Source organism: Nitrospira japonica (assembly GCF_900169565.1).
Classification (GTDB): domain Bacteria; phylum Nitrospirota; class Nitrospiria; order Nitrospirales; family Nitrospiraceae; genus Nitrospira_C; species Nitrospira_C japonica_A.
On sequence record NZ_LT828648.1, the window covers coordinates 2996027 to 3014704 of the forward strand.

Consider the following 18678-nt stretch of genomic DNA (forward strand, 5'->3'; position numbering starts at 1 on the left):
GACGATGCCGAATAGACCGCGTCTCAAGCGAGACATACCGGAGCCCCCGCCCGCTGATCGGGACGAAAAGGAACGCACCTGCGCGTGCTGCGGGGAATCCAACGAGATTCTTTCGCGGCGGGCGTTTCTTCGGCGCGTCGCCGGCACGGCGGCCGCGGCCACGTTTCTGAGTTTGTTCCCAAGCGTCCTCTTGAAGCATCGGCAGGCCTGGGCCGCCGGCAATGCGGGAAAAACCCTGGTGGTCATATTCCAGCGGGGAGGAAATGACGGCCTCAATACGATCGTGCCCTACAGCGACCCCGAGTACTATGTGATGCGGCCGCGCGCGACAAGCGGAGGCATCGGCATTCTACCGCCCGGCACCGGAGACGGAGCCGGACTCGACCTGCCCGGGACCGGCTTTGCCATGCATCCCTCTCTCCAGCCGCTGCTCAGTCTGTATACCAACGGTGCCCTGGCCGTCGTCACCAGAGCCGGATTTGCCGGTTCCACTCAATCGCATTTTACCGATCAGGATACGATCGAGCGCGGGGTGTTCACCATGAAGAACGGCTGGCTCAACCGCTATCTACAGGCCGTGTCTCCATCCGGTTCTCCGGCAATGCGCGCTGCCGGTTTCGGCAATGATCTTGCCGATTCCCTGCGGGGAGAAGTGCTGGTTCCAGCCGTCAATAACCTGCGTAGCTTGAGTTTCGCGCGGTTGAACAGTACCAAGGGCCTCTTGGAGGACAATCTGCGAACCATGTATATGCAGGATCCCGCCCTCACGACGACGAATCCATTCCGCTCGTTGGTTCATCAGTTGGGACCGGACATGTTGAACCGGATCGCGGCCATCGAGGCCATTGGGCCGGCAGCGCCCCAAAATGGCGCTGCCTATCCCAACACCAGCTTTGGCACGCAACTCCGGGATCTCGCGCACCTCATTCGGGCCGGCATGGGATTGGAGATCGCGACGGTCGACATCGGTGGCTGGGATACCCACGAAGATCAGGGAGCGGGAGGAAGCTTTGCGCGCAATCAAGGCGCGCGTCTGGCAGAAATGGCCGGCGGCATACGGGCCTTCCATGACGATTTGGGACCGTTGATGAACAACGTCGTTGTCATGACCTGCACGGAATTCGGACGAACCGTCCGCCAGAATGCCAGCAACGGTACCGATCATGCCAAGGGAACGGTCTGGTTTCTCGTGGGCGGGGGAATCAAAGGCGGACTGTACCATGGGACCGCGGGATGGCCCGCCGCATTACTGCCGGCCAATCTGGACCAAGGACGATACATCGCGCCGACCGTCGAATTCCGCGACATCTTCTCCGACGTGCTGACCCGGCATTTCGGGACGACGCCGTCCGAACTGGCCGCGATCCTGCCGGGACACGTGCACAAGCCGGTCGGCCTTTTTGCCTGAACGTCAAAAGGCATCTTTGGCACAGCGAAATCCCGTACCGCTCGGACGGCTGTCCATGGTCCCCCAGTCTCGGTCGCTCGTCCGAAGGCTGACGGCCGGTTTTAACCAGGACCCTCCCCGCATGGACTTGATTGCGCCGCGTTCAGGACCGACGGGGTCGGCAAGAGGAGCGGACCGGTAATAGTTGGGATCATACCAATCCTGGACCCATTCGGCGACGTTGCCCGCCATGTCGTGAAGTCCATGGGCACTGACTCCCTCTGGAAAGCTTCCGACCGGCAAGGTGAGCACTTCACCGTTGAGTCCTTTGGCCTTTGCGATCCGTGCTCCTTCTCCGTGAATCCAGAAGGCCTCCCATTCCGTCGAGTTGATGAAATCGATTCTACGGCCGGCCCAATAGCTGGCGCTATTGGCCCATGCCGGGTTCCACTCGTCGCCCCAGGGATACGTCCGGCCATCGGGACCGCGGGCCGCCTTTTCCCATTCGGCTTCGGTCGGCAACCGCTTTCCCTCCCATCGGCAAAACGCCGTGGCATCGAGCCAACTGACATTCACGACCGGATGCCGCTCGCTCCCGGGAAAGGGATGACGATCGTTCCATAGAGTCGCGCGCGGGTTGGAATTCTCGGGCATCGGATGTCCCGTTGAAGCGATGAACCGACCATAGGCCTCGTTCGTCACTTCGTAGAGGTCGATGTAGAAGCTGCCGACGTAGACGAGTCGCTGCGGCTGTTCGTCCGGCAAGCCATCGCCGCCGGCAGGGGAACCCATTCTGAATTCTCCCGCAGTAATCAGGACCATGGAATCCGGATCGGAAAGCGCGAACGCTGGAGCGGACGACAGGACGACCAAAAGGAGGCGGGCGATGAAGCGAAAAACACTCACGACCGCGCTTTGGTGAGGCCGCACGCACGGGCTACCGCGTCGCGATAGGCGTGCCAGAGCGTCAGACATTTCTTGAGGCAGGAAAGAATCGCCCGCTGCTGGGCGCTTGTCACGGCGTAATTGACCACCATATCGTAGGCGTCGTGACGATGCCCTGCTTCCACCATTTGATGGGCACGGATCAGGTCCATGCAGTCCGGCGACAGCCCGTAGTGCTTGACCAGAGCATGCTCGCCGATGACCGACTCCACTTCCTCGGCGGTCTTGGGTTTCGACGGCTCGGCAAGTTCCTTTCGGTCTTTGACGCTTCCCTCGACGAACACCGTCATCGCGGCCGCTCCGACCAGCCAGGCTCGATTGTCCGACGCCCGTTCGAGCCATGCCCGATACTGTTTGGCCGCCGGAAGCAGGCGAACATCTTCGAAATCCCGTTCCATATAACCGAGGCCGCTCATCATGCTCAGAAACAAGTCGGGATGCGACTTGCCTAACGAGAGACCGCCGGTATCTTCTTCGTAAATATTTTCGGCCAACATTCGTCTGACGCCGGGCGGGGGATTGTGTCCATGGATGCGCGCGAGCAACACGGGAAAATCCCGGACGTACACTTCGTACTCCTGTTGAAAGTGCCGCTTCAGTCGGTCGACAGGAACCGCTCCCTTGGCAAAAAACGGCCAGGCCCAGTGATCTTTTCGATCCATGATGCGGAGGATTTCCTCTTGAAATCTCGCTTTGGTCATGCGTTTCACCATACGGGTTGCCTTCCTGGCCGCCGACTCATTACAATTCGTCACGGAGCGGCGAAATGAAACCGGTCACTGTCCAGAATCCCGAGGAAATTTTGACGATGCTTGCCGACGTGGCGCTTCGGGGAACCGGGTTCGTCACCGAATGTCTCCTGGACTACGTTTTGGACGAAGGGTTTACGGAGCCGATTTACTTCAACGCAAGCGGGGAGGACCCGGAAGCCTATTTCAAGGGTCAATCGCCGGCGTGGGCCGTGTATCAGGTGCGTGAATGGAAACGGGTCCTGACCGTTTCCGGAGGACCGGGCAAGGCGCGCCGAGTCCAAATTACGGAAACTCCCTAGAAGAATAGAATTGAGTCTACGGTGAGGCGACTGAAAAAGCAACGAATCGGAGAAGTGCCGCCCGTCTGCGCCTGATCACGCGGAGATCGACGAATGAGCCTTATTCGGATTGCGGAGCCTTTTACGCCGGGCGAGTTGGTGATGCTGCAGAGTTTGCTGGACGGAAGCGGTATCGAATACGTTCTTCGTCATGCGAACATCGGCAGTTTGTATCCCGGCATTCCAGCGCTTACGTCCCAAGTGTTCGTCGACGAGCGCGACGTCGCTCGGGCGGAGCACTTGCTGAGTCGCCTGAGATTGGAGCTTCGCGAGGTGCCTCAAGCTGCACCGGATAACGGCTAGCTTGAGGGTTTGGGTATGTGGGGATTGGATGGCCCCTGAGCGGGAAGACGCTCACCCGATCCTTGAAACCACCCGCCGATCAATGTCCCTTCCTCGAAGTAGAGATAGCGGTGCTTCACGACGGCCGTACTCTCCCAGTCTTCGAATATCCATTCCTCCTGCCTGATTCCGTCCTTGGTAAACGTCGTATTGATCGTCTGCGGACCACCCCAGGATTGGAGAACCTGCTCCTTGGACATGCCGACCATGACGCGATGCTCGGCAATGTGGTTCTGAAAACTGGGGTCTCTTATCTGGACGATAAGCGGCCACACGACCATCAGCAGCGCAAACAGGGTCAACCCTGCGTAAATGGCAATGCGGACCGGACGCTGCCGGATAAAGGAAACCGGTTCGGAATCGTGAGAGGACGAGGACGACATGTTTTCCGTCAAAAAAGTCTCTTGAGCCATACCGGGATGCTCGCCGGTTGTGAAACAGGCGCGCGAATCCTAACAATCACCTGCGGAGGGCGTCAAGAGATGCGGACGCAAGATTGAAGGACGGGGAGGACACCGCATCAGTCGGCGTACTGGGGGACCGGGATTTTCTTGGCCTGAGTTTGCCGGGGCGGGGCCGGTTGCTGCAGGAATTCCTTGGAATAAGGATTCATGACGGGATCATGCGTATGGCGTTGCCGCCGCTTGACCAGTTCAATGCTTTGCGTGCCGATCTCCAGCCGATCGACCGGCGATTTGATGGTCAACGGATCCGGCAAGCCTTGCAGCGAAAATAATTGGTAGGCGAGGGTCCAATCCAGCTGGTCCTTGGCGGCTTCCTTGACGATGAACCGGGCCTGGGGAGAGGGAGCTCCCTTGAACAATAACAACCAGATATTCGAACGAAAGGACGGAGCGGCCGGATCATCGGAAGGATGAAACTCGGGAATCAAGGCGGGTACTTGGGCGATGGGGACTGGCGGCGTAAATTCGACGTCCACCAGCCTCACGTATAATGCGCGGTTCTCACTATGATCATTGGGGTCCACCGCATAGCTGAAGGAATACCGCACCTCGATGCCGTCCCGCTTGAACATGTAGACATCTTCGCCATTTTCCGGGGAGACCAGTTTGCGAAAGTACTTTTCCCAATCGGCAATCGCGTAATACGTGAACACTCGCAACGCCGATTTTCGGTCCCTCACCGCTTGCGGCATCCCAAGTTTTTCATGCAGTTCGATTTGCGTAAGCCCCAGAAATCCGTCCTCAAAATAGGCCGATGCCGCTGCGCGCGTCGGCGCGCACACACCAAGAGCCAAGGCAAACGAAAGGAGAAGGCGGGGAAGGCAGGCGTACATCCGATGCTGGAGCAACGTTCATCTCCGGCTTTTTGTCATCGTATCGGCGGTATCGTAATGATGTCAAGCTCGTGTTTTGGTTGCCGCTTTCCCGTCTTCTCAGTATGATGACGCATTGAACGTTCATATCACACAGGATAGAGGCAGATGAGCCAAATCGAATTGCTTCTTCGCGAGCGCATCCTCATTCTCGACGGCGCCATGGGTACCATGATCCAACAGCACAAGCTGGATGAGGCTGCATTTCGCGGCGACCGCTTTAAAGACTGGGAAAAAGATCTGAAAGGCCACAATGACCTGCTGAATCTCACGCAGCCGGCTCTGGTCGAAGACATTCATCGGCAATATTTAGAGGCCGGCGCGGACATCATCGAAACCAACACCTTCAATTCTCAAGCCATCTCCCTGTCCGATTACCGTATGGACACCTTGGGGTATGAGCTGTCCCATGCCGGGGCAGTCTGTGCCAAGCGTGCCGTCGAAACGGTCCAAAAAGGGAATCCGAGCCGGCACTGTTTCGTCGCCGGCGCGATCGGGCCGACCACCAAAACGTCGTCCATCTCCACGGATGTCAACAATCCCGCAGCTCGCGGCACGACCTATGAGGAGCTCGTCCGTGCCTATAGCGAACAGGTTCGCGGCCTCCTGGACGGAGGGGCGGATCTCCTGCTCGTCGAAACCATCTTCGACACGCTCAATGCGAAGGCGGCCTTCTTCGCCATTCAGGAGGTCTTCGCTTCGGGAGGCCGGAGGGTGCCGATCATGGCCTCCGTCACCTTCATCCAGGCGGGCAGCAACCGCGGCGTGACCGGTCAAACGGTAGAGGCCTTTTGGAACTCCATTTCCCATGTGCCCTTGCTGAGCATCGGCATCAATTGCGCCCTCGGACCCAAGGAAATGCGGCCGCTGATCGAGGAATTGTCTCGGATCGCACCGGTCTATATGAGCGCGCATCCGAATGCAGGGCTGCCGAATCCATTGCTGCCGACCGGCTTTCCGGAAACGCCCGATACCCTGGCGCCGCAATTGCGGGATTGGGCCAAGAACGGCTGGCTGAACATCGTCGGCGGCTGCTGCGGAACGACCCCGGCGCACATCAAACTCATTGCGGAGGCCGTTCGCGGAATTCCTTCGAGAACCATTCCGGAAGTACCGCCCTATACGAGACTCAGCGGGCTCGAAGCGCTCACGCTGCGTCCAGACTCCAATTTCACGAATATCGGCGAGCGGACAAACGTGACGGGCTCGCCGGCATTCGCCAAACTGATTCTCTCGGACGACTATGAAACCGCCCTGTCCGTGGCGCGGCAGCAGGTGGAAGGCGGCGCCCAGATCATCGACATCAACATGGACGAGGGCATGCTCGATTCCGTCGCCGCCATGGAGAAATTTCTTCGCTTGATCGCTTCGGAACCGGACATCTCGCGCGTCCCGATCATGGTCGACAGCTCCAAGTGGGAGGTGCTGGAGACCGGCCTGCGGAATATCCAGGGTAAAGCGGTGGTCAACAGCATCAGCCTGAAGGAAGGCGAGCAGAAGTTCGTCGATCAGGCGACCCTGGTGCATCGGTACGGGGCCGCCGTCGTCGTCATGGCGTTCGATGAGCGGGGACAGGCCGATACGCTCGAGCGTAAACAGGAAATCTGCGCGCGCTCCTATAAGATTCTCACCGAGCGGGTCGGGTTACCGCCCCAGGACATCATCTTCGATCCCAACATCCTGACCGTCGCGACCGGCATCGACGAGCACAACAACTATGCCGTGAACTTCATCGAGGCCACGCGCTGGATCAAGCAGCACCTTCCTGAGGCGAAAGTCAGCGGCGGCATCAGCAACATCTCGTTTTCGTTTCGCGGCAACAACGTCGTCCGTGAAGCCATGCACGCAGCCTTTCTCTATCACGCCGTCAAAGCCGGACTCGACATGGGCATCGTCAATGCCGGCCAGTTGGCCGTGTACGAAGAAGTTCCCAAGGACCTGCTCGAATTGGTGGAAGACGTCCTGCTCAACCGGCGGCCGGACGCCACCGAACGGCTGGTGAGCTTCGCCGATACGGTCAAACAGAAGGGCAAGGTCGTCGTGCAGGACGACGCGTGGCGCAATGGCACCGTGGAGGAACGGCTGTCCCACGCGCTCGTGAAGGGCATTACGGACTATATTGAGCAGGATACAGAGGAAGCCAGGCAGAAATTTCCCAAGCCGTTGAGCGTGATCGAGGGACCGCTCATGGACGGGATGAACGTGGTCGGGGATCTGTTCGGTGCCGGCAAGATGTTTCTTCCCCAGGTGGTGAAAAGCGCCCGCGTGATGAAAAAGGCGGTCGCCTATCTGATGCCCTTCATGGAAGAGGAAAAGAAGCGGTTGGGCGACTATCAGTCCCAAGGGAAAGTGCTGCTCGCCACCGTCAAGGGAGACGTACACGACATCGGCAAGAATATCGTGGGAGTCGTCCTCGGCTGCAACAACTATGAGGTGATCGACCTCGGGGTCATGGTGCCCTGCGAAAAGATCTTGGCCACGGCCAAGGAACGCAAGGTCGATGTCATCGGATTGAGCGGGTTGATCACGCCTTCACTCGACGAGATGGTTCACGTCGCCAAGGAAATGACCCGAGAGGGTTTCGATCTACCGCTGTTGATCGGAGGAGCCACGACCAGCAAGGCCCACACGGCGGTCAAGATCGCTCCTTCGTACGCTCCGTCGGTCGTGCACGTGCTGGACGCGTCCAGAGCCGTGGGGGTGATGGGTAATCTCATGGGAAACCAGCGTCCCACGTTCGTCCGGCAGGTCCGGGACGACTACGAGCGGGTCCGTCAAGCTCATCAGGAACGCGGGACAAAGCCGCTGGTTGCCCTGGATGCGGCGCGGAAAAATCAGTTGAGCACGGACTGGTCGTCCCTCGACGTCCCGGAACCCTCATTCCTGGGACCCAGGGAGATCCGGGAACTGAACCTCGGGGAGCTGGTCCCGTACATCGACTGGACGCCGTTTTTCCATACGTGGGAGCTCAGAGGCCGCTATCCAGCGATCTTCGACGATTCCACCGTGGGCGGCAAAGCCAAGGAACTCTATGACGATGCGCGCAGGCTGCTGGATGAAATCGTTCGGCGCCGCTTGTTGACCGCCAACGCCGTCTATGGGTTCTTCGCCGCTGCGTCGATCGGGGATGACATTCGACTCTTCACCGATCGGTCACGCTCCCAGACGTTGACGACGTTTCACACGCTGCGCCAGCAATCCGAAAAGCCGGCGGGGCAGCCCAACCTGGCTCTGGCCGATTTCGTCGCGCCTCACAACTCGGGCAAGGGGGATTTTATCGGCGCCTTTGCCGTCACCGCCGGAATCGGCACCGACGAACTCTGCCGCGGGTACGAAAGCGATCACGACGACTATAATTCCATCATGGCCAAAGCGTTGGCGGACCGGCTGGCCGAAGCCTTTGCTGAATATCTTCATCAACGCGCGCGGCGTGAGTGGGGATATGGCGCGGGAGAGCAGCTGACGAACGAGCAGCTCATCAAAGAGCAGTATCGGGGAATCCGCCCGGCGCCGGGGTATCCCGCTTGTCCGGACCATACGGAAAAGGAATCGCTGTTCACCCTTCTTGACGTCGAGCGCCGTACGAGCATCCGCCTGACGGAGAGTTTTGCGATGCTGCCCGCTGCATCGGTCAGCGGCTTGTACTTTGCCCACCCGCAGGCGAAATATTTCGCGGTTGGAAAGCTGGGCAAGGATCAGGTCGAGGATTATGCCAGCCGGAAGGGCATGCCGCTGGCCGCGGTCGAGCGCTGGCTGGCGCCGAACTTGAACTACGAACCAACCTAGAGTTGATCAGGAGACTTCTGCTAGCAGAGACTGACGGGCTGGCTTTCCCACGGCGGACGACAAGCCGCTTTTCACCGTTCGATACCGCTCCTCGGCCCACCGGTTAAACTCCTCCGAATCGGCGAACACGAGTTCCCAAGCCTTGACGGCATCCACCATCAGCAACTGGTGGGGATGACGGTCGGCCGGAAAATACACGACGAGCACGGCGGATTTGCCGGTCAGGCTGACGTCCGTGAACACATGCAGTTGAGCGCCCTGCGGAAGCGTCACGTCGCGTGAGGCGGCCTCCACGAGTGGATGATACATGCGCCGCAAAAACTGAACGGTCACCTCGAAAGCATTGGTGGTGCCCAGAAGACGGGGATTCGGCTTTTCGCCAAAGAGATGTTCGGTCAGGTACGTGGCGGCTTCCCAGGTGGGCATGGAGCCGGACGTGACGAGCGCTTCACAGAGGTACGCGATCCAGTTTCTGGTGATTCCCGTTTTCTTCGTCGACGCGGACTTTTTGGGCATGGAGGCCGATCCTTTCCAGATTGACCGGAGCCGTCGGAATGCGCGTGACTTGCCGATACCACCGCCGGTTTTCGAGCGCGATGAAATGGAGTATATCGGCGAGGGAAAAGACGGTCAACGAATTGGCGAAAAGGACGCGGCGCGGTCAGGATTCACGGATGGAGCCGAGCGTGGCCTTGTCGGCATATTGCTCGTAGATGCGCCGGATGTCGCCGAGAGAGGCCAGAAACACGTCGAGGAGTTCCGGATCAAAATGCAGTCCACGCTTTTTGACCATGAGCTCGACCGCATGGTCGAACTCGAACGCCGGCTTATAGACGCGGGCGGTGGTGAGAGCATCAAACGCGTCCGCAATGGCGACGATGCGGCCCTCGATGGGAATCTCTTCGCCTTTCAATCCCCGCGGATAGCCGGTGCCGTCCCATCGCTCGTGGTGAGTCAGCGCGATGGTCGCGGCCACGTTGAGGATCTCGGCCTCCGAGCCGGCGAGAATCCGATATCCGATTTCGGCATGCTGGGCCATGACGTACAACTCATCCTGCGTGAATTTTCCGGGCTTCAAAAGCACATGGTCCGGCGTGCCGATCTTCCCGATATCATGCATGGGACTGGCCGTCCGGATGAGTTCGCACCGTTCATTGGGGAGGCCGTAACGTCGGGCCAGCAATTCCGAATACCGGCTCATTCTCTGAATGTGTTGCGCCGTGGCCCCGTCCCGATACTCCGCGGCGATGGCCAGCCGCTGAATCGTCTCTTCCCGCGACAGTCGCAGTTCCTTTTCACTCCGCTCCAGCCATTCGAGGGCCTGTTGAAGCGCCATCGTCCTCGTTCTGACGATGTCTTCCAAATTGTCCCGATGAAGCTTGTTCTCGATTTCCAGCCGACGACGGCGAAGCGCGTTCGTCACGTTGATGAGCACTTCGTTGGATTCGAACGGTTTGACGACGTAGCCGAACGCACCCATGTCGAGCGCGGCATTGGCAAGGACGGCGCTGTCGAGACCGGTGACCATGATCGCGGCGGTATACGGGTAGTCGGCCAGAATGCTCCTCACGAGATCCATGCCGGACTCGCCCGGCATGTTGACATCGCAGAGTACGAGCGCAAACGGTTGTTCCTCCAAACGCTGGCGCGCTTCTTTCGCATCGGCGGCAAGAATCGTTTCGTATCCGTGCGACTGCAGCATGTAACCCAACAAGCGCCTGATCGGTTCCTCATCATCGACGATCAATAAGCGCTTGAGGTCGAGTGTGGTCTGTCGGTTGGCGGGGTCCAAAAGTAACGTCATGATGTGTGGCGGCCGCGCGGGCCGTCTGCAGCCGGCATCGCAGGGAGGTTATCCAAATCTCGTGACATCATCATGTTGCTCGGAAACTCTAAGATGAGGGCACCTTTTGTGCCACTCTTTTTGTGTTTTTGAGCATCGCCACCAGACCGCTTGGGCCGGAATCGAGTCCGTAGGACCCAGTATTTAGGTGTCTCTCCCAGACGAAGAGACAGTTTGCACAAATGCCATCAGTCGGGCAAGTCGGGCCTTCGACAAACCGGAACAGATGACTCCACCGCGGCCGCACTTTTGTACGCTCAAAGACGCTCTGCAGTCAGCTTCCATCGCATGCGGGACGTTGAATCGCCCGCCGTTTCATTGCGCTTTAGACGCACCTTTACTATAATGCGCCCAATCGTATCACAGGAGAAACCCATTGCTATGAACGGTTCTGGAGGAATGTTGCGCGCCGATGGACGCAGAAAAGATCAGCTTCGTCCGATCAAAATCACCAGGAATTTCATCAAACATGCCGAAGGCTCCGTCTTGATCGAAATGGGCGACACGAAAGTGATCTGCACCGCGTCGGTCGAAGAGAAGGTCCCTCCGTTTCTCAAGGGAAAAGGTACGGGATGGGTGACCGCGGAATATAGTATGCTTCCTCGCTCCACGCACGATCGATCGCCTCGTGAGGCCGTCAAAGGCAAGCAGGGTGGCCGCACGCTGGAGATCCAGCGCCTGGTGGGACGGGCCTTGCGCGCCGTCACCGGCATGGACCAGATGGGCGAACGATCGATCTGGATCGACTGCGACGTCATCCAAGCTGACGGGGGCACAAGAACCGCCTCCATTACCGGAGCGTTCATCGCATTGGCCGATGCATTCACCACGCTCAAGACGCGGGGCTTGATCAAGAAGCGCCCGTTGACCGATTACCTGGCCGCGGTCAGCGTGGGAAAAGTCGGAGGGGAGATTCTCGTCGATCTCGCATATGTGGAAGATTCGGCCGCTGAAGTCGATATGAATCTTGTGATGACCTCGAAAGGCCAGTTCGTTGAAATTCAAGGAACGGCTGAGCGGACTCCCTTCGCCAAGCAAGATATGGACGGCTTTCTGGCTCAGGGATGGTCGGCAATTCAGACACTCACGAATCTGCAGCGGGATCTCGTCGGAGCGCTGGATTGACCATGGCCGGAGTGATCACCGAACTTGTCCTTGCCACGCGGAACCTTCACAAAGGAGAGGAGCTTACCGCCCTCCTGAGCAGCCTCGGGATCCGCGTGCGTACCTTGGCGGAATTTCCGGACGCACCGGAGGTCATCGAAGACGGCGATACCTGTGAGGCGAACGCGGTAAAAAAGGCCAGAACCATCGCCGACGTCACAGGACTTCCCGCCGTGGCCGACGATACCGGTTTGGAAGTCGATGCGTTGGACGGCCGGCCCGGAGTTTTTGCGGCTCGCTATGCCGGTGAGCACGTGACCTATGAGGACAATTGGCGCAAGCTATTGAAAGAGCTTGCCGGGGTTTCGAGAGAAGGGCGGCAAGCGCGTTTTCTCACCGTGGCAGCCTTGGCTCTGCCGGGCGGCGTTGTCGAGGTGGCGCAAGGAACCTTGGAGGGAATCATCGCGGAGGAGCCGGCCGGGACCGGCGGGTTCGGCTATGATCCGGTATTTCACGTCCCGGAACTCGGCAAGACCTTAGCCGAGCTTTCGGCGGAGCAGAAGAATTGTATCAGTCATCGCGCGAAGGCCTTTGCCGAGATACGCGAGATATTGCTGAGCAAGTCTGAATCGTCGGGAACCGTCCGATCCGCGTAGATACTCCAACCGGCCTCCAACAAGGCCGCAGGAAGCGAGATCGCCGAAGCGTACCGCGGGGTGGTACAGTAAGGCGAATGGGCGACCGATAACGATGCTCGAGGGTAGTTCCCATCCAGAAAAGTCGGGGCGTAGCGCAGCCTGGTAGCGCGCCTGCTTTGGGAGCAGGATGTCGGAGGTTCAAATCCTCTCGCCCCGACCAAAATCTGCAAATATCAATGGATCGTCGTGAGGATTTGAAGCGGCTGAGCGCCGACGTCCAGGAGGAAAAGGTCGCTCATGATGTGTGCGACCGTCAGCGAAGACGCCGGGCCGAAGGCCAAATCCTCTCGCCCCGACCAAACCGCACTTCGTGTGGGCCGCAGGCTCACCATCGTTTTACCGTACTTACCGCCTGCGGATAAACACCTTTAGTGCTATGTTGTAGCGACTCCCTGCCACTTTTTTTCGATAACCTTCTCTCTGCAGCGCTTCGTCTCCATATTTAATAGGCACCCGATAAAGAGTCAGTTGGCCATCCAAAGTACTGAAGTTTGTCGTGCCCGCGTGAATCCAGCCAAGGTTTTCTCCTCAGCCGTGAGTCTTAATACAGAGATGGATGCGCGCGTTCGCGGGCATGACGCAAGAGGAAATTGTCCCGCACGTCTGCGTCAGAGTTCCGCTAAGGCGTCGGCATAGGTCGCGGCATGCGGTATGTGATAGGCGTCGAACGCACTGCGTAGGTCCGCTCCACCGGTGGCATCAGTGAACATCACGAACAGGCTGTTGCCGGTCCGCCGGTTCGTCGGCGAACAGCTGTCGAAATTGTAGGAGCGCTTGGGATGGTAGAGCTTTTCCCAAAACTGCGGGGTCAAATGCCCGCCTTGGAACAGCGGCCAGAAGTAACAATTGCCGACATCGTGACTTTCGCTCATCTGATCGCAGCCCTTGGTATATTCGATACCTCGAAGGCCCCTGGGTCCGAATTGATCCAGAGGCAGGAATCCGGAGCTGTAGGCCAGCGCGTCGGCCTGACCTTCGTTGAAGCAAGAATAGTTTCCGCCAAAGGAACCGGAGATCTCGTTGAAGAGCTCGTGCGCGATCTCATGCGCAATTCGCGGCGTCACAGTCGGAACCAGCCCGCCGAACAGGTTGAAATACAGGGGATGGGCATAGTTCGCCGTGATCACACCGTTGCCATAGCTGAAATTTCCCTCTCCGTGCTCTGAAGTGGCCAGTTCGGTGGGCATGACCAAGGCCGTGATCGGATCCGATGTGACTCCTGTCAATCTCCGTTCCGCAGACTGAATTGCCAGGGCGTTCGTAAAAATCTCCGTCCCCGCATTGCCGGCTTGAAACGAAGCCTGTCGATAAAACACCGTTCGGAGGCCTGTGGCGGGATCGGTCCGTTGATCGGTCACGAAGTCTACAGGCGTGACGCCACCCCATACAGGCGGTAACTCGTACCAGGTCATTGTGACGTCGCTCTCGGTGGACAGGACGACTGACGGCGCGTAGGGCACGGTCACGAACGCACCCGGGCCTTGTGGGTACACCGTGGCAAAGACATCGGCGAATCCGCTGACCAATACCGGTGAGGCTCCGATGATGGGGAACGCAAGGCCGCTGATCCGAATACCGTCGACCGACGGGATGATCGTCGTTGCTCGGCACGTTCCGCCGCAGGTAGAGATGACGGCCGGGCTTTGGTTACGACACCCCGCATCATCGCAGTAGGACAACCAAGGAGGTAACGGCGTCCGTCCGCTGGCCGGCGGTATGGACGGAGGTGTCGGCGGCGGCGTGGTCGGTTGATTGGGATTCGGGTTGCCCGGCGGCGGAACGCCCGGTTGAGTCGGCGTTTGCGGTTCCACGACGGTGGTTGACTGTGGAGATGTGTCACCGCTGCTTGAGCAGGCAGTCAAGAACAATGTGACGAAGATGACAAACAGTACCATAACGCTCGGCTAAGAATACGCAGTTTCCCCAGTTCGTGCTACCCCCCCGTCGAATGAGGGAGGAATGTATAGACCTGGAGATTCACCCAGCCGTATCGGTGTAACACGATCGTGCCAGGCCTTTCTAGAGTGGACTCTCCACGACATACGGTCTCCCTTGAAAAACCCGGCAACTGTACGCCCAATCGCGAGCATCTCCTAGTAGCGCTGACTCCATCTCGAAGCTAGGCTGAAAAAGAACGGAGAGTTTCCGAATCGGATCACCACAAACAGAGGAGAGCAATCCTATGTCGCGGATTGAAGAGTCGATCGACGTCAACGTACCCGTCCGGACGGCCTATAACCAATGGACTCAGTTTGAAGAATTTCCACGGTTCATGGAGGGTGTACGGCAGGTCTCTCAACTCGACGAGCGACGCCTTCACTGGAAGGCGGAGCTTGGAGGGAAGGAAAAGGAATGGGATGCCGAAATCACGGAACAGGTTCCGGATCGACGTATCGCGTGGACCAGCAGGAATGGAGTCGGTACGGCGGGCGTCGTCACCTTTCACCGTCTCTCCGATGCCCAATCGCGGATCATGTTGCAAATGGAGTACGACCCGGAGGGGTTTGTTGAACATGTAGGCGACGCGGTGGGTATCGTCACCCAGCGGATTATCGGCGATCTCCAACGGTTCAAGACGTATATTGAAACCAGAGGACGGGAAACCGGTGGATGGAGAGGCTCGATCCAGCATTCCTGAATCCCGCGGTTCACAGCGGTAGCGATGAACGACCGATTTCTACATCACCCTATTGACCAAAGGTGACGCATGCAACGAACGTGGATCAATTACAGTCGCTGGCTCTTCGGCATGGTGCTCCTATTCGGAACGTCCGCCGCGCAGGCAGCCGAAGGAACAGCAAAAGGCGAAACGTCAGACGAAAAGGGTCAACAAGGACTCGGCCTAGGACCACATGGTCAATCGTCGAACGTGGTCATGAGCGGACCCGACATGGTGATCGGCAAGATCACGAAGATTCAAGGCGAACAGTTCACCGTTCATGGAGACCGCGGCCAAGACATCAGCCTCAAGGTTACAAAGGACACCAACAAGATCTGCGCGGGGGGAAAAGGTCCCGCTAAGACTTCCAGCGGGCAAGAGAGCAGTAAAGAAAAACAGGAGATCCCACCGACGGCCTTCATGGAACAGCATGCGGCGAAAGGGCGCGTGCTTTCCGAACAGGAAATGATGCAGCAACTGCACGAAAGCGGCACTCAAGACGAAGTCGGTGCCCTATCCAAAGACCCGAGTAAATTGAAGGACACAGTCGGAACCACCGATCCCAAAGCCAAGGAAGACACGGCGAAGGGATCCGGTTTCATGGTCGGCGGACAGGATTGCAACTTTAAGGTCGGAGACAAGGTGCGTGTGGAAGCCTCCGATATGGGCACTGTGACGACCATCAAACAATTAGCTCGGGCAACCGAATAACCTTCCTCAGTCACGGCTCAGGTTTTGATTGGTGGGTGGGGAGAAGTTAAATCCCGCCCACCAAACCTCCAGCAGGTGTGCCGACATCGCCCAGCAAACGGACGGGTAGGCTGGTACTTGACGCAAGCTCCCAAAACGGTCACAAATATCCCTCGATAGCGTAGGCCGTAACGGCGACCACTCCGTCACGCCAAGACGGAAGCATGCGCCCGTAGCTCAGTCGGATAGAGCATCAGCCTTCTAAGCCTTTCTGAAACTGTCGTACGAGCGCTCTTCAGCACAGCACAACATCGCTTCGGAGCGAGTTTTCGTCTTTTTGATTGCTGAGTTTTATTCAGTCGAATTCAGGTGAGTTTAGGTGGTTTTTGCTTTGACGAGAACACGCCGGGAACACGTAGGGTTTCTCGTTACTGGTTATTGAGCTACTCCCTGTTTACCTTCATAAGCTTCACTCGATGTTGATGATGAATTCGTCACTTTGTGCAACACAGCAACCTTTAACTTATTGCGGAGAGATAAAATCTCTTCTATTGGTCAGGTATCTTAAATCTGTCCGTGCACTCTTTGACGATTTCAGCCAGCAGGTTGTAGTATTTGTTACATTCCTCAAGCGTGTCCTTGTGAGGGAAGAATTTCGGCTCAACCCTCCCAAACTTCTTTAGCGTTACCATCTGAAAGATGACCATCTCTCCAGCTGAGTTCAGGTGAATCACACGACAGTTTTGCATCGTGCCTTGCAGCATGATCCTCCCTGGACCGAGCTTGTTGAGTCGTGTGATTTCCATCTTCGGCAGACCGATCTTTGTAACGATTTCTGCCATTATAGGACCCACCTTCTGAGTGTAATTCCGCATTTTAGTGGTGCGTCGAAGAAGGTCCTGTACTTCAGCACTCGCCGTCCTTCCCTTTTCTCTGTTCCATTCATTCCAACCAGGCACATCCTTATACTCGCGGACCATAATCCAATAGACGGAACGGGCCGCGCTGATGAATGCACTCAAATAGAAGTTGAACTTATTGAACTTGCCATGATTGCGTTTCAACTGGGCTAGGAAGAACTCTGCTTCAGCGAGCTTATATTGAGTATCAGATAAATCTGTAATAGCATCACCTCTCACGATTACTAAACTCAAAGATATCGTGAGCGTCCGTGACCACGTGCATGCCTGTAATTCCTGCGGATTGAATGTCACCACTCGCAAGGTAGAGGCGGTCACCGACTACGGCACCGGCCAGGCCGTGTCGGGGCATTGGCATTTTCGGTAGATCTTCCCAACTATTGGTCGCGGGATCGTAGGCTTCAAGCGCGCGAAATGCCGCCATCAAATGCTCATCCTGGTGCTCTCCGCCGGCAACATAAATCCGATCCCTATATACCATCCAAGCTCCACCGCTCCGTGCGGTCGGCATCCGTGCTTTCACCAAGCCCCATTGATCAGTCGCGGGATCATATTCCTCGACAACGTTCGTATTGCTGGCGGTGAAAATGAAGGCGCTGCCGAGTCGACCACCGATCACGTAGATCTTGCTATTTACTGCTCCGACCGCCGCATGATTGCGAGCCGTGGGCATGGACGAGCGCACTGACCAGGAATCGTTCTTGGGATCATATTCTTCGACGGTGGATACCGAGCGATGAGGCCGTCCTGGCTGGAGCGAGGTTTCCTGGGAACCCGGATGAGGTGCTGCACCCCCAATCACATAAATCTTGCCATTCACACTTGCCGCAACCGCGGATCCTCGTTTTGATGGCATAGGCGCCAGCGCCTTCCAGCGGTCCGTCGTCGGGTCATATTCCCAGGCATTGTTGATCGGCACCCACGCGGGCGGTCCGGAGTGGGGCGGCACAAAGCCGCCGAAGACATAGAGCTTGCCGTCTAGCTCAGTAATAGCTATGTGATGCGACGGTAGGGCCATTGCCTTTCTCTTGGTCCACTTATCGATGGTCGGCTCATACTCATACACGAGGCCTTGAGGGATCCAGCCTGGCCCAAGTCCGCCGAGCACGTAAAACTTGCCCCCGGACGAGACGCCAACTAACTCTTCGGACGGCTGGGGAAATGGGGCGCCCTTAACCCATTTGCCTGTTGTCTGTGCTTGGGCCGGGCTAAGGATAGATAGGAAGCTCATGAGAAACATTAATAGGAGAGCTTGCATATCACTATTCCTTTCAATGTCTGATTGCATTCACTCTAAGTTATGTAGTTGCCTATATCAATCGCTCTTCACAGCAAAAATTAGTTTCCACTTGGAGGACCTTCTTCAACAACCTGAAAAGTGTCATTAGCTTTGAACACTGGAACAATCTTGCGGAGGGGACATTTTCAGCTCCAACGTTTGTTGAGGTGCTATTAAATAGCCACAGTATGATGTGATATTCAGGTCGGAATAGCGAAAGCGAGGACAGGAGCCCTTTAGCTAGGTGCGATTTTCTTCATCAGACAATAGCCTTTCGCAGCACAGCTAATTCCTCCAATACCCTTCGTTTTCGCCTGGTCCCCATACCCTCACCACGTCCCTTAATCTCCTTCATGGGTGACCTGCGCCCTTAAATAGCCGGCAATATTGACTTCCCCGACGATACTTGCGTACCATCCGCTCCTCCATTTCAGAGGAATAGGTAGGGTGCGCTGTTTTATAAAGTTCAGCGTCGCGAGCCTCTTGGCATTCAGCTTGATCATCGCTGGGGTCCTGGCGTCCTATCACTCCAGCTCAGATCTTTCCCATCATCACCAAGCCCATCAAGACAGTCACGCCAGCGCATTGTGTTCACTGAC

The 18678-nt window shown here is 57.4% G+C and carries 18 protein-coding genes and 1 tRNA gene; 9 read left to right on the forward strand and 10 right to left on the reverse strand.

Features of this window, described 5'->3' with window-relative positions; all coding sequences use genetic code 11:
- Positions 1-4 precede the first annotated feature (4 nt).
- Positions 5-1408, forward strand: coding sequence for a DUF1501 domain-containing protein (locus NSJP_RS14285; protein WP_172834359.1), 1404 nt, complete (start codon positions 5-7; stop codon positions 1406-1408).
- A 3-nt stretch (positions 1409-1411) separates the two neighbouring features.
- Here the strand turns inward: NSJP_RS14285 and NSJP_RS14290 are convergent, their stop codons facing one another.
- Together NSJP_RS14290 and NSJP_RS14295 are read right to left on the reverse strand one after the other, a co-directional pair.
- A complete protein-coding gene (locus NSJP_RS14290) occupies positions 1412-2293 on the reverse strand; it encodes a formylglycine-generating enzyme family protein (RefSeq protein ID WP_172834360.1) in 882 nt (293 codons plus the stop codon).
- On the reverse strand, positions 2290-3033 hold the full coding sequence (locus NSJP_RS14295; RefSeq protein ID WP_080888608.1) for a TenA family transcriptional regulator: 744 nt from the start codon (positions 3031-3033) through the stop codon (positions 2290-2292). Before NSJP_RS14295 ends, NSJP_RS14290 begins: the two co-directional genes overlap by 4 nt.
- 65 nt (positions 3034-3098) lie before the next feature.
- On the opposite strand from NSJP_RS14295, the gene NSJP_RS14300 reads away from it, so the two are divergent.
- Positions 3099-3383 (forward strand): hypothetical protein, encoded by a 285-nt coding sequence (locus tag NSJP_RS14300; protein WP_080887547.1) that lies wholly within the window; start codon positions 3099-3101, stop codon positions 3381-3383.
- Positions 3384-3476: 93 nt separating this feature from the next.
- A complete protein-coding gene (locus NSJP_RS14305) occupies positions 3477-3725 on the forward strand; it encodes a putative signal transducing protein (protein WP_080887548.1) in 249 nt (82 codons plus the stop codon).
- Here the strand turns inward: NSJP_RS14305 and NSJP_RS14310 are convergent.
- Together NSJP_RS14310 and NSJP_RS14315 are read right to left on the reverse strand one after the other, a co-directional pair.
- Positions 3722-4177 carry a hypothetical protein gene (locus tag NSJP_RS14310; protein WP_080887549.1) on the reverse strand — a complete coding sequence of 152 codons (456 nt, stop codon included), beginning with the start codon at positions 4175-4177 and terminating at the stop codon, positions 3722-3724. The two genes, NSJP_RS14305 and NSJP_RS14310, sit on opposite strands and share 4 nt — an antisense overlap.
- Before the next feature lie 107 nt (positions 4178-4284).
- Positions 4285-5076: a hypothetical protein gene (locus NSJP_RS14315; RefSeq protein WP_155970249.1), complete on the reverse strand. Its 792-nt coding sequence runs from the start codon at positions 5074-5076 to the stop codon at positions 4285-4287.
- A 132-nt stretch (positions 5077-5208) separates the two neighbouring features.
- On the opposite strand from NSJP_RS14315, the gene metH reads away from it, so the two are divergent.
- Positions 5209-8886, forward strand: coding sequence for a methionine synthase (gene metH, locus NSJP_RS14320; protein WP_080887551.1), 3678 nt, complete (start codon positions 5209-5211; stop codon positions 8884-8886).
- A 6-nt stretch (positions 8887-8892) separates the two neighbouring features.
- On the opposite strand, the gene NSJP_RS14325 is transcribed toward metH, so the two are convergent.
- Positions 8893-9402 (reverse strand): hypothetical protein, encoded by a 510-nt coding sequence (locus tag NSJP_RS14325; protein ID WP_080887552.1) that lies wholly within the window; start codon positions 9400-9402, stop codon positions 8893-8895.
- Between the two features lie 145 nt (positions 9403-9547).
- Positions 9548-10690, reverse strand: coding sequence for an HD domain-containing phosphohydrolase (locus NSJP_RS14330; protein ID WP_080887553.1), 1143 nt, complete (start codon positions 10688-10690; stop codon positions 9548-9550).
- Between the two features lie 441 nt (positions 10691-11131).
- Here NSJP_RS14330 and rph point away from each other — a divergent pair, with 441 nt between their 5' ends.
- From rph to NSJP_RS14345, 3 genes are all read left to right on the forward strand, one after another.
- Positions 11132-11854 carry a ribonuclease PH gene (gene rph, locus NSJP_RS14335; RefSeq protein ID WP_172834500.1) on the forward strand — a complete coding sequence of 241 codons (723 nt, stop codon included), beginning with the start codon at positions 11132-11134 and terminating at the stop codon, positions 11852-11854.
- A gap of 2 nt (positions 11855-11856) precedes the next feature.
- Entirely contained in the window at positions 11857-12489 is a 633-nt protein-coding gene (locus NSJP_RS14340) for an XTP/dITP diphosphatase (protein WP_080887555.1), read from the forward strand.
- 125 nt (positions 12490-12614) lie between these two features.
- Positions 12615-12691 (forward strand) — tRNA-Pro (locus NSJP_RS14345).
- A gap of 448 nt (positions 12692-13139) precedes the next feature.
- On the opposite strand, the gene NSJP_RS14350 is transcribed toward NSJP_RS14345, so the two are convergent.
- Complete coding sequence (locus NSJP_RS14350; RefSeq protein ID WP_080887556.1) at positions 13140-14426, reverse strand: hypothetical protein; 1287 nt, start codon at positions 14424-14426, stop codon at positions 13140-13142.
- A 287-nt stretch (positions 14427-14713) separates the two neighbouring features.
- Between NSJP_RS14350 and NSJP_RS14355 the strand changes: the two genes are divergently transcribed.
- Positions 14714-15169 (forward strand): SRPBCC family protein, encoded by a 456-nt coding sequence (locus NSJP_RS14355; RefSeq protein WP_080887557.1) that lies wholly within the window; start codon positions 14714-14716, stop codon positions 15167-15169.
- A 69-nt stretch (positions 15170-15238) separates the two neighbouring features.
- Positions 15239-15901 (forward strand): hypothetical protein, encoded by a 663-nt coding sequence (locus tag NSJP_RS14360; protein WP_080887558.1) that lies wholly within the window; start codon positions 15239-15241, stop codon positions 15899-15901.
- A gap of 527 nt (positions 15902-16428) precedes the next feature.
- Here the strand turns inward: NSJP_RS14360 and NSJP_RS14365 are convergent.
- The 3 genes from NSJP_RS14365 to NSJP_RS19345 all read right to left on the reverse strand — a co-directional run bounded on the left by NSJP_RS14365 (position 16429) and on the right by NSJP_RS19345 (position 18582).
- The gene (locus NSJP_RS14365; RefSeq protein WP_080887559.1) at positions 16429-17019 is read right to left on the reverse strand and encodes a hypothetical protein; all 591 of its coding nucleotides are present in this window, start codon (positions 17017-17019) and stop codon (positions 16429-16431) included.
- Positions 17009-18088 carry a Kelch repeat-containing protein gene (locus NSJP_RS14370; RefSeq protein ID WP_080887560.1) on the reverse strand — a complete coding sequence of 360 codons (1080 nt, stop codon included), beginning with the start codon at positions 18086-18088 and terminating at the stop codon, positions 17009-17011. Before NSJP_RS14370 ends, NSJP_RS14365 begins: the two co-directional genes overlap by 11 nt.
- Before the next feature lie 332 nt (positions 18089-18420).
- Complete coding sequence (locus tag NSJP_RS19345) at positions 18421-18582, reverse strand: hypothetical protein (RefSeq protein ID WP_155970253.1); 162 nt, start codon at positions 18580-18582, stop codon at positions 18421-18423.
- Positions 18583-18678 lie beyond the last annotated feature (96 nt).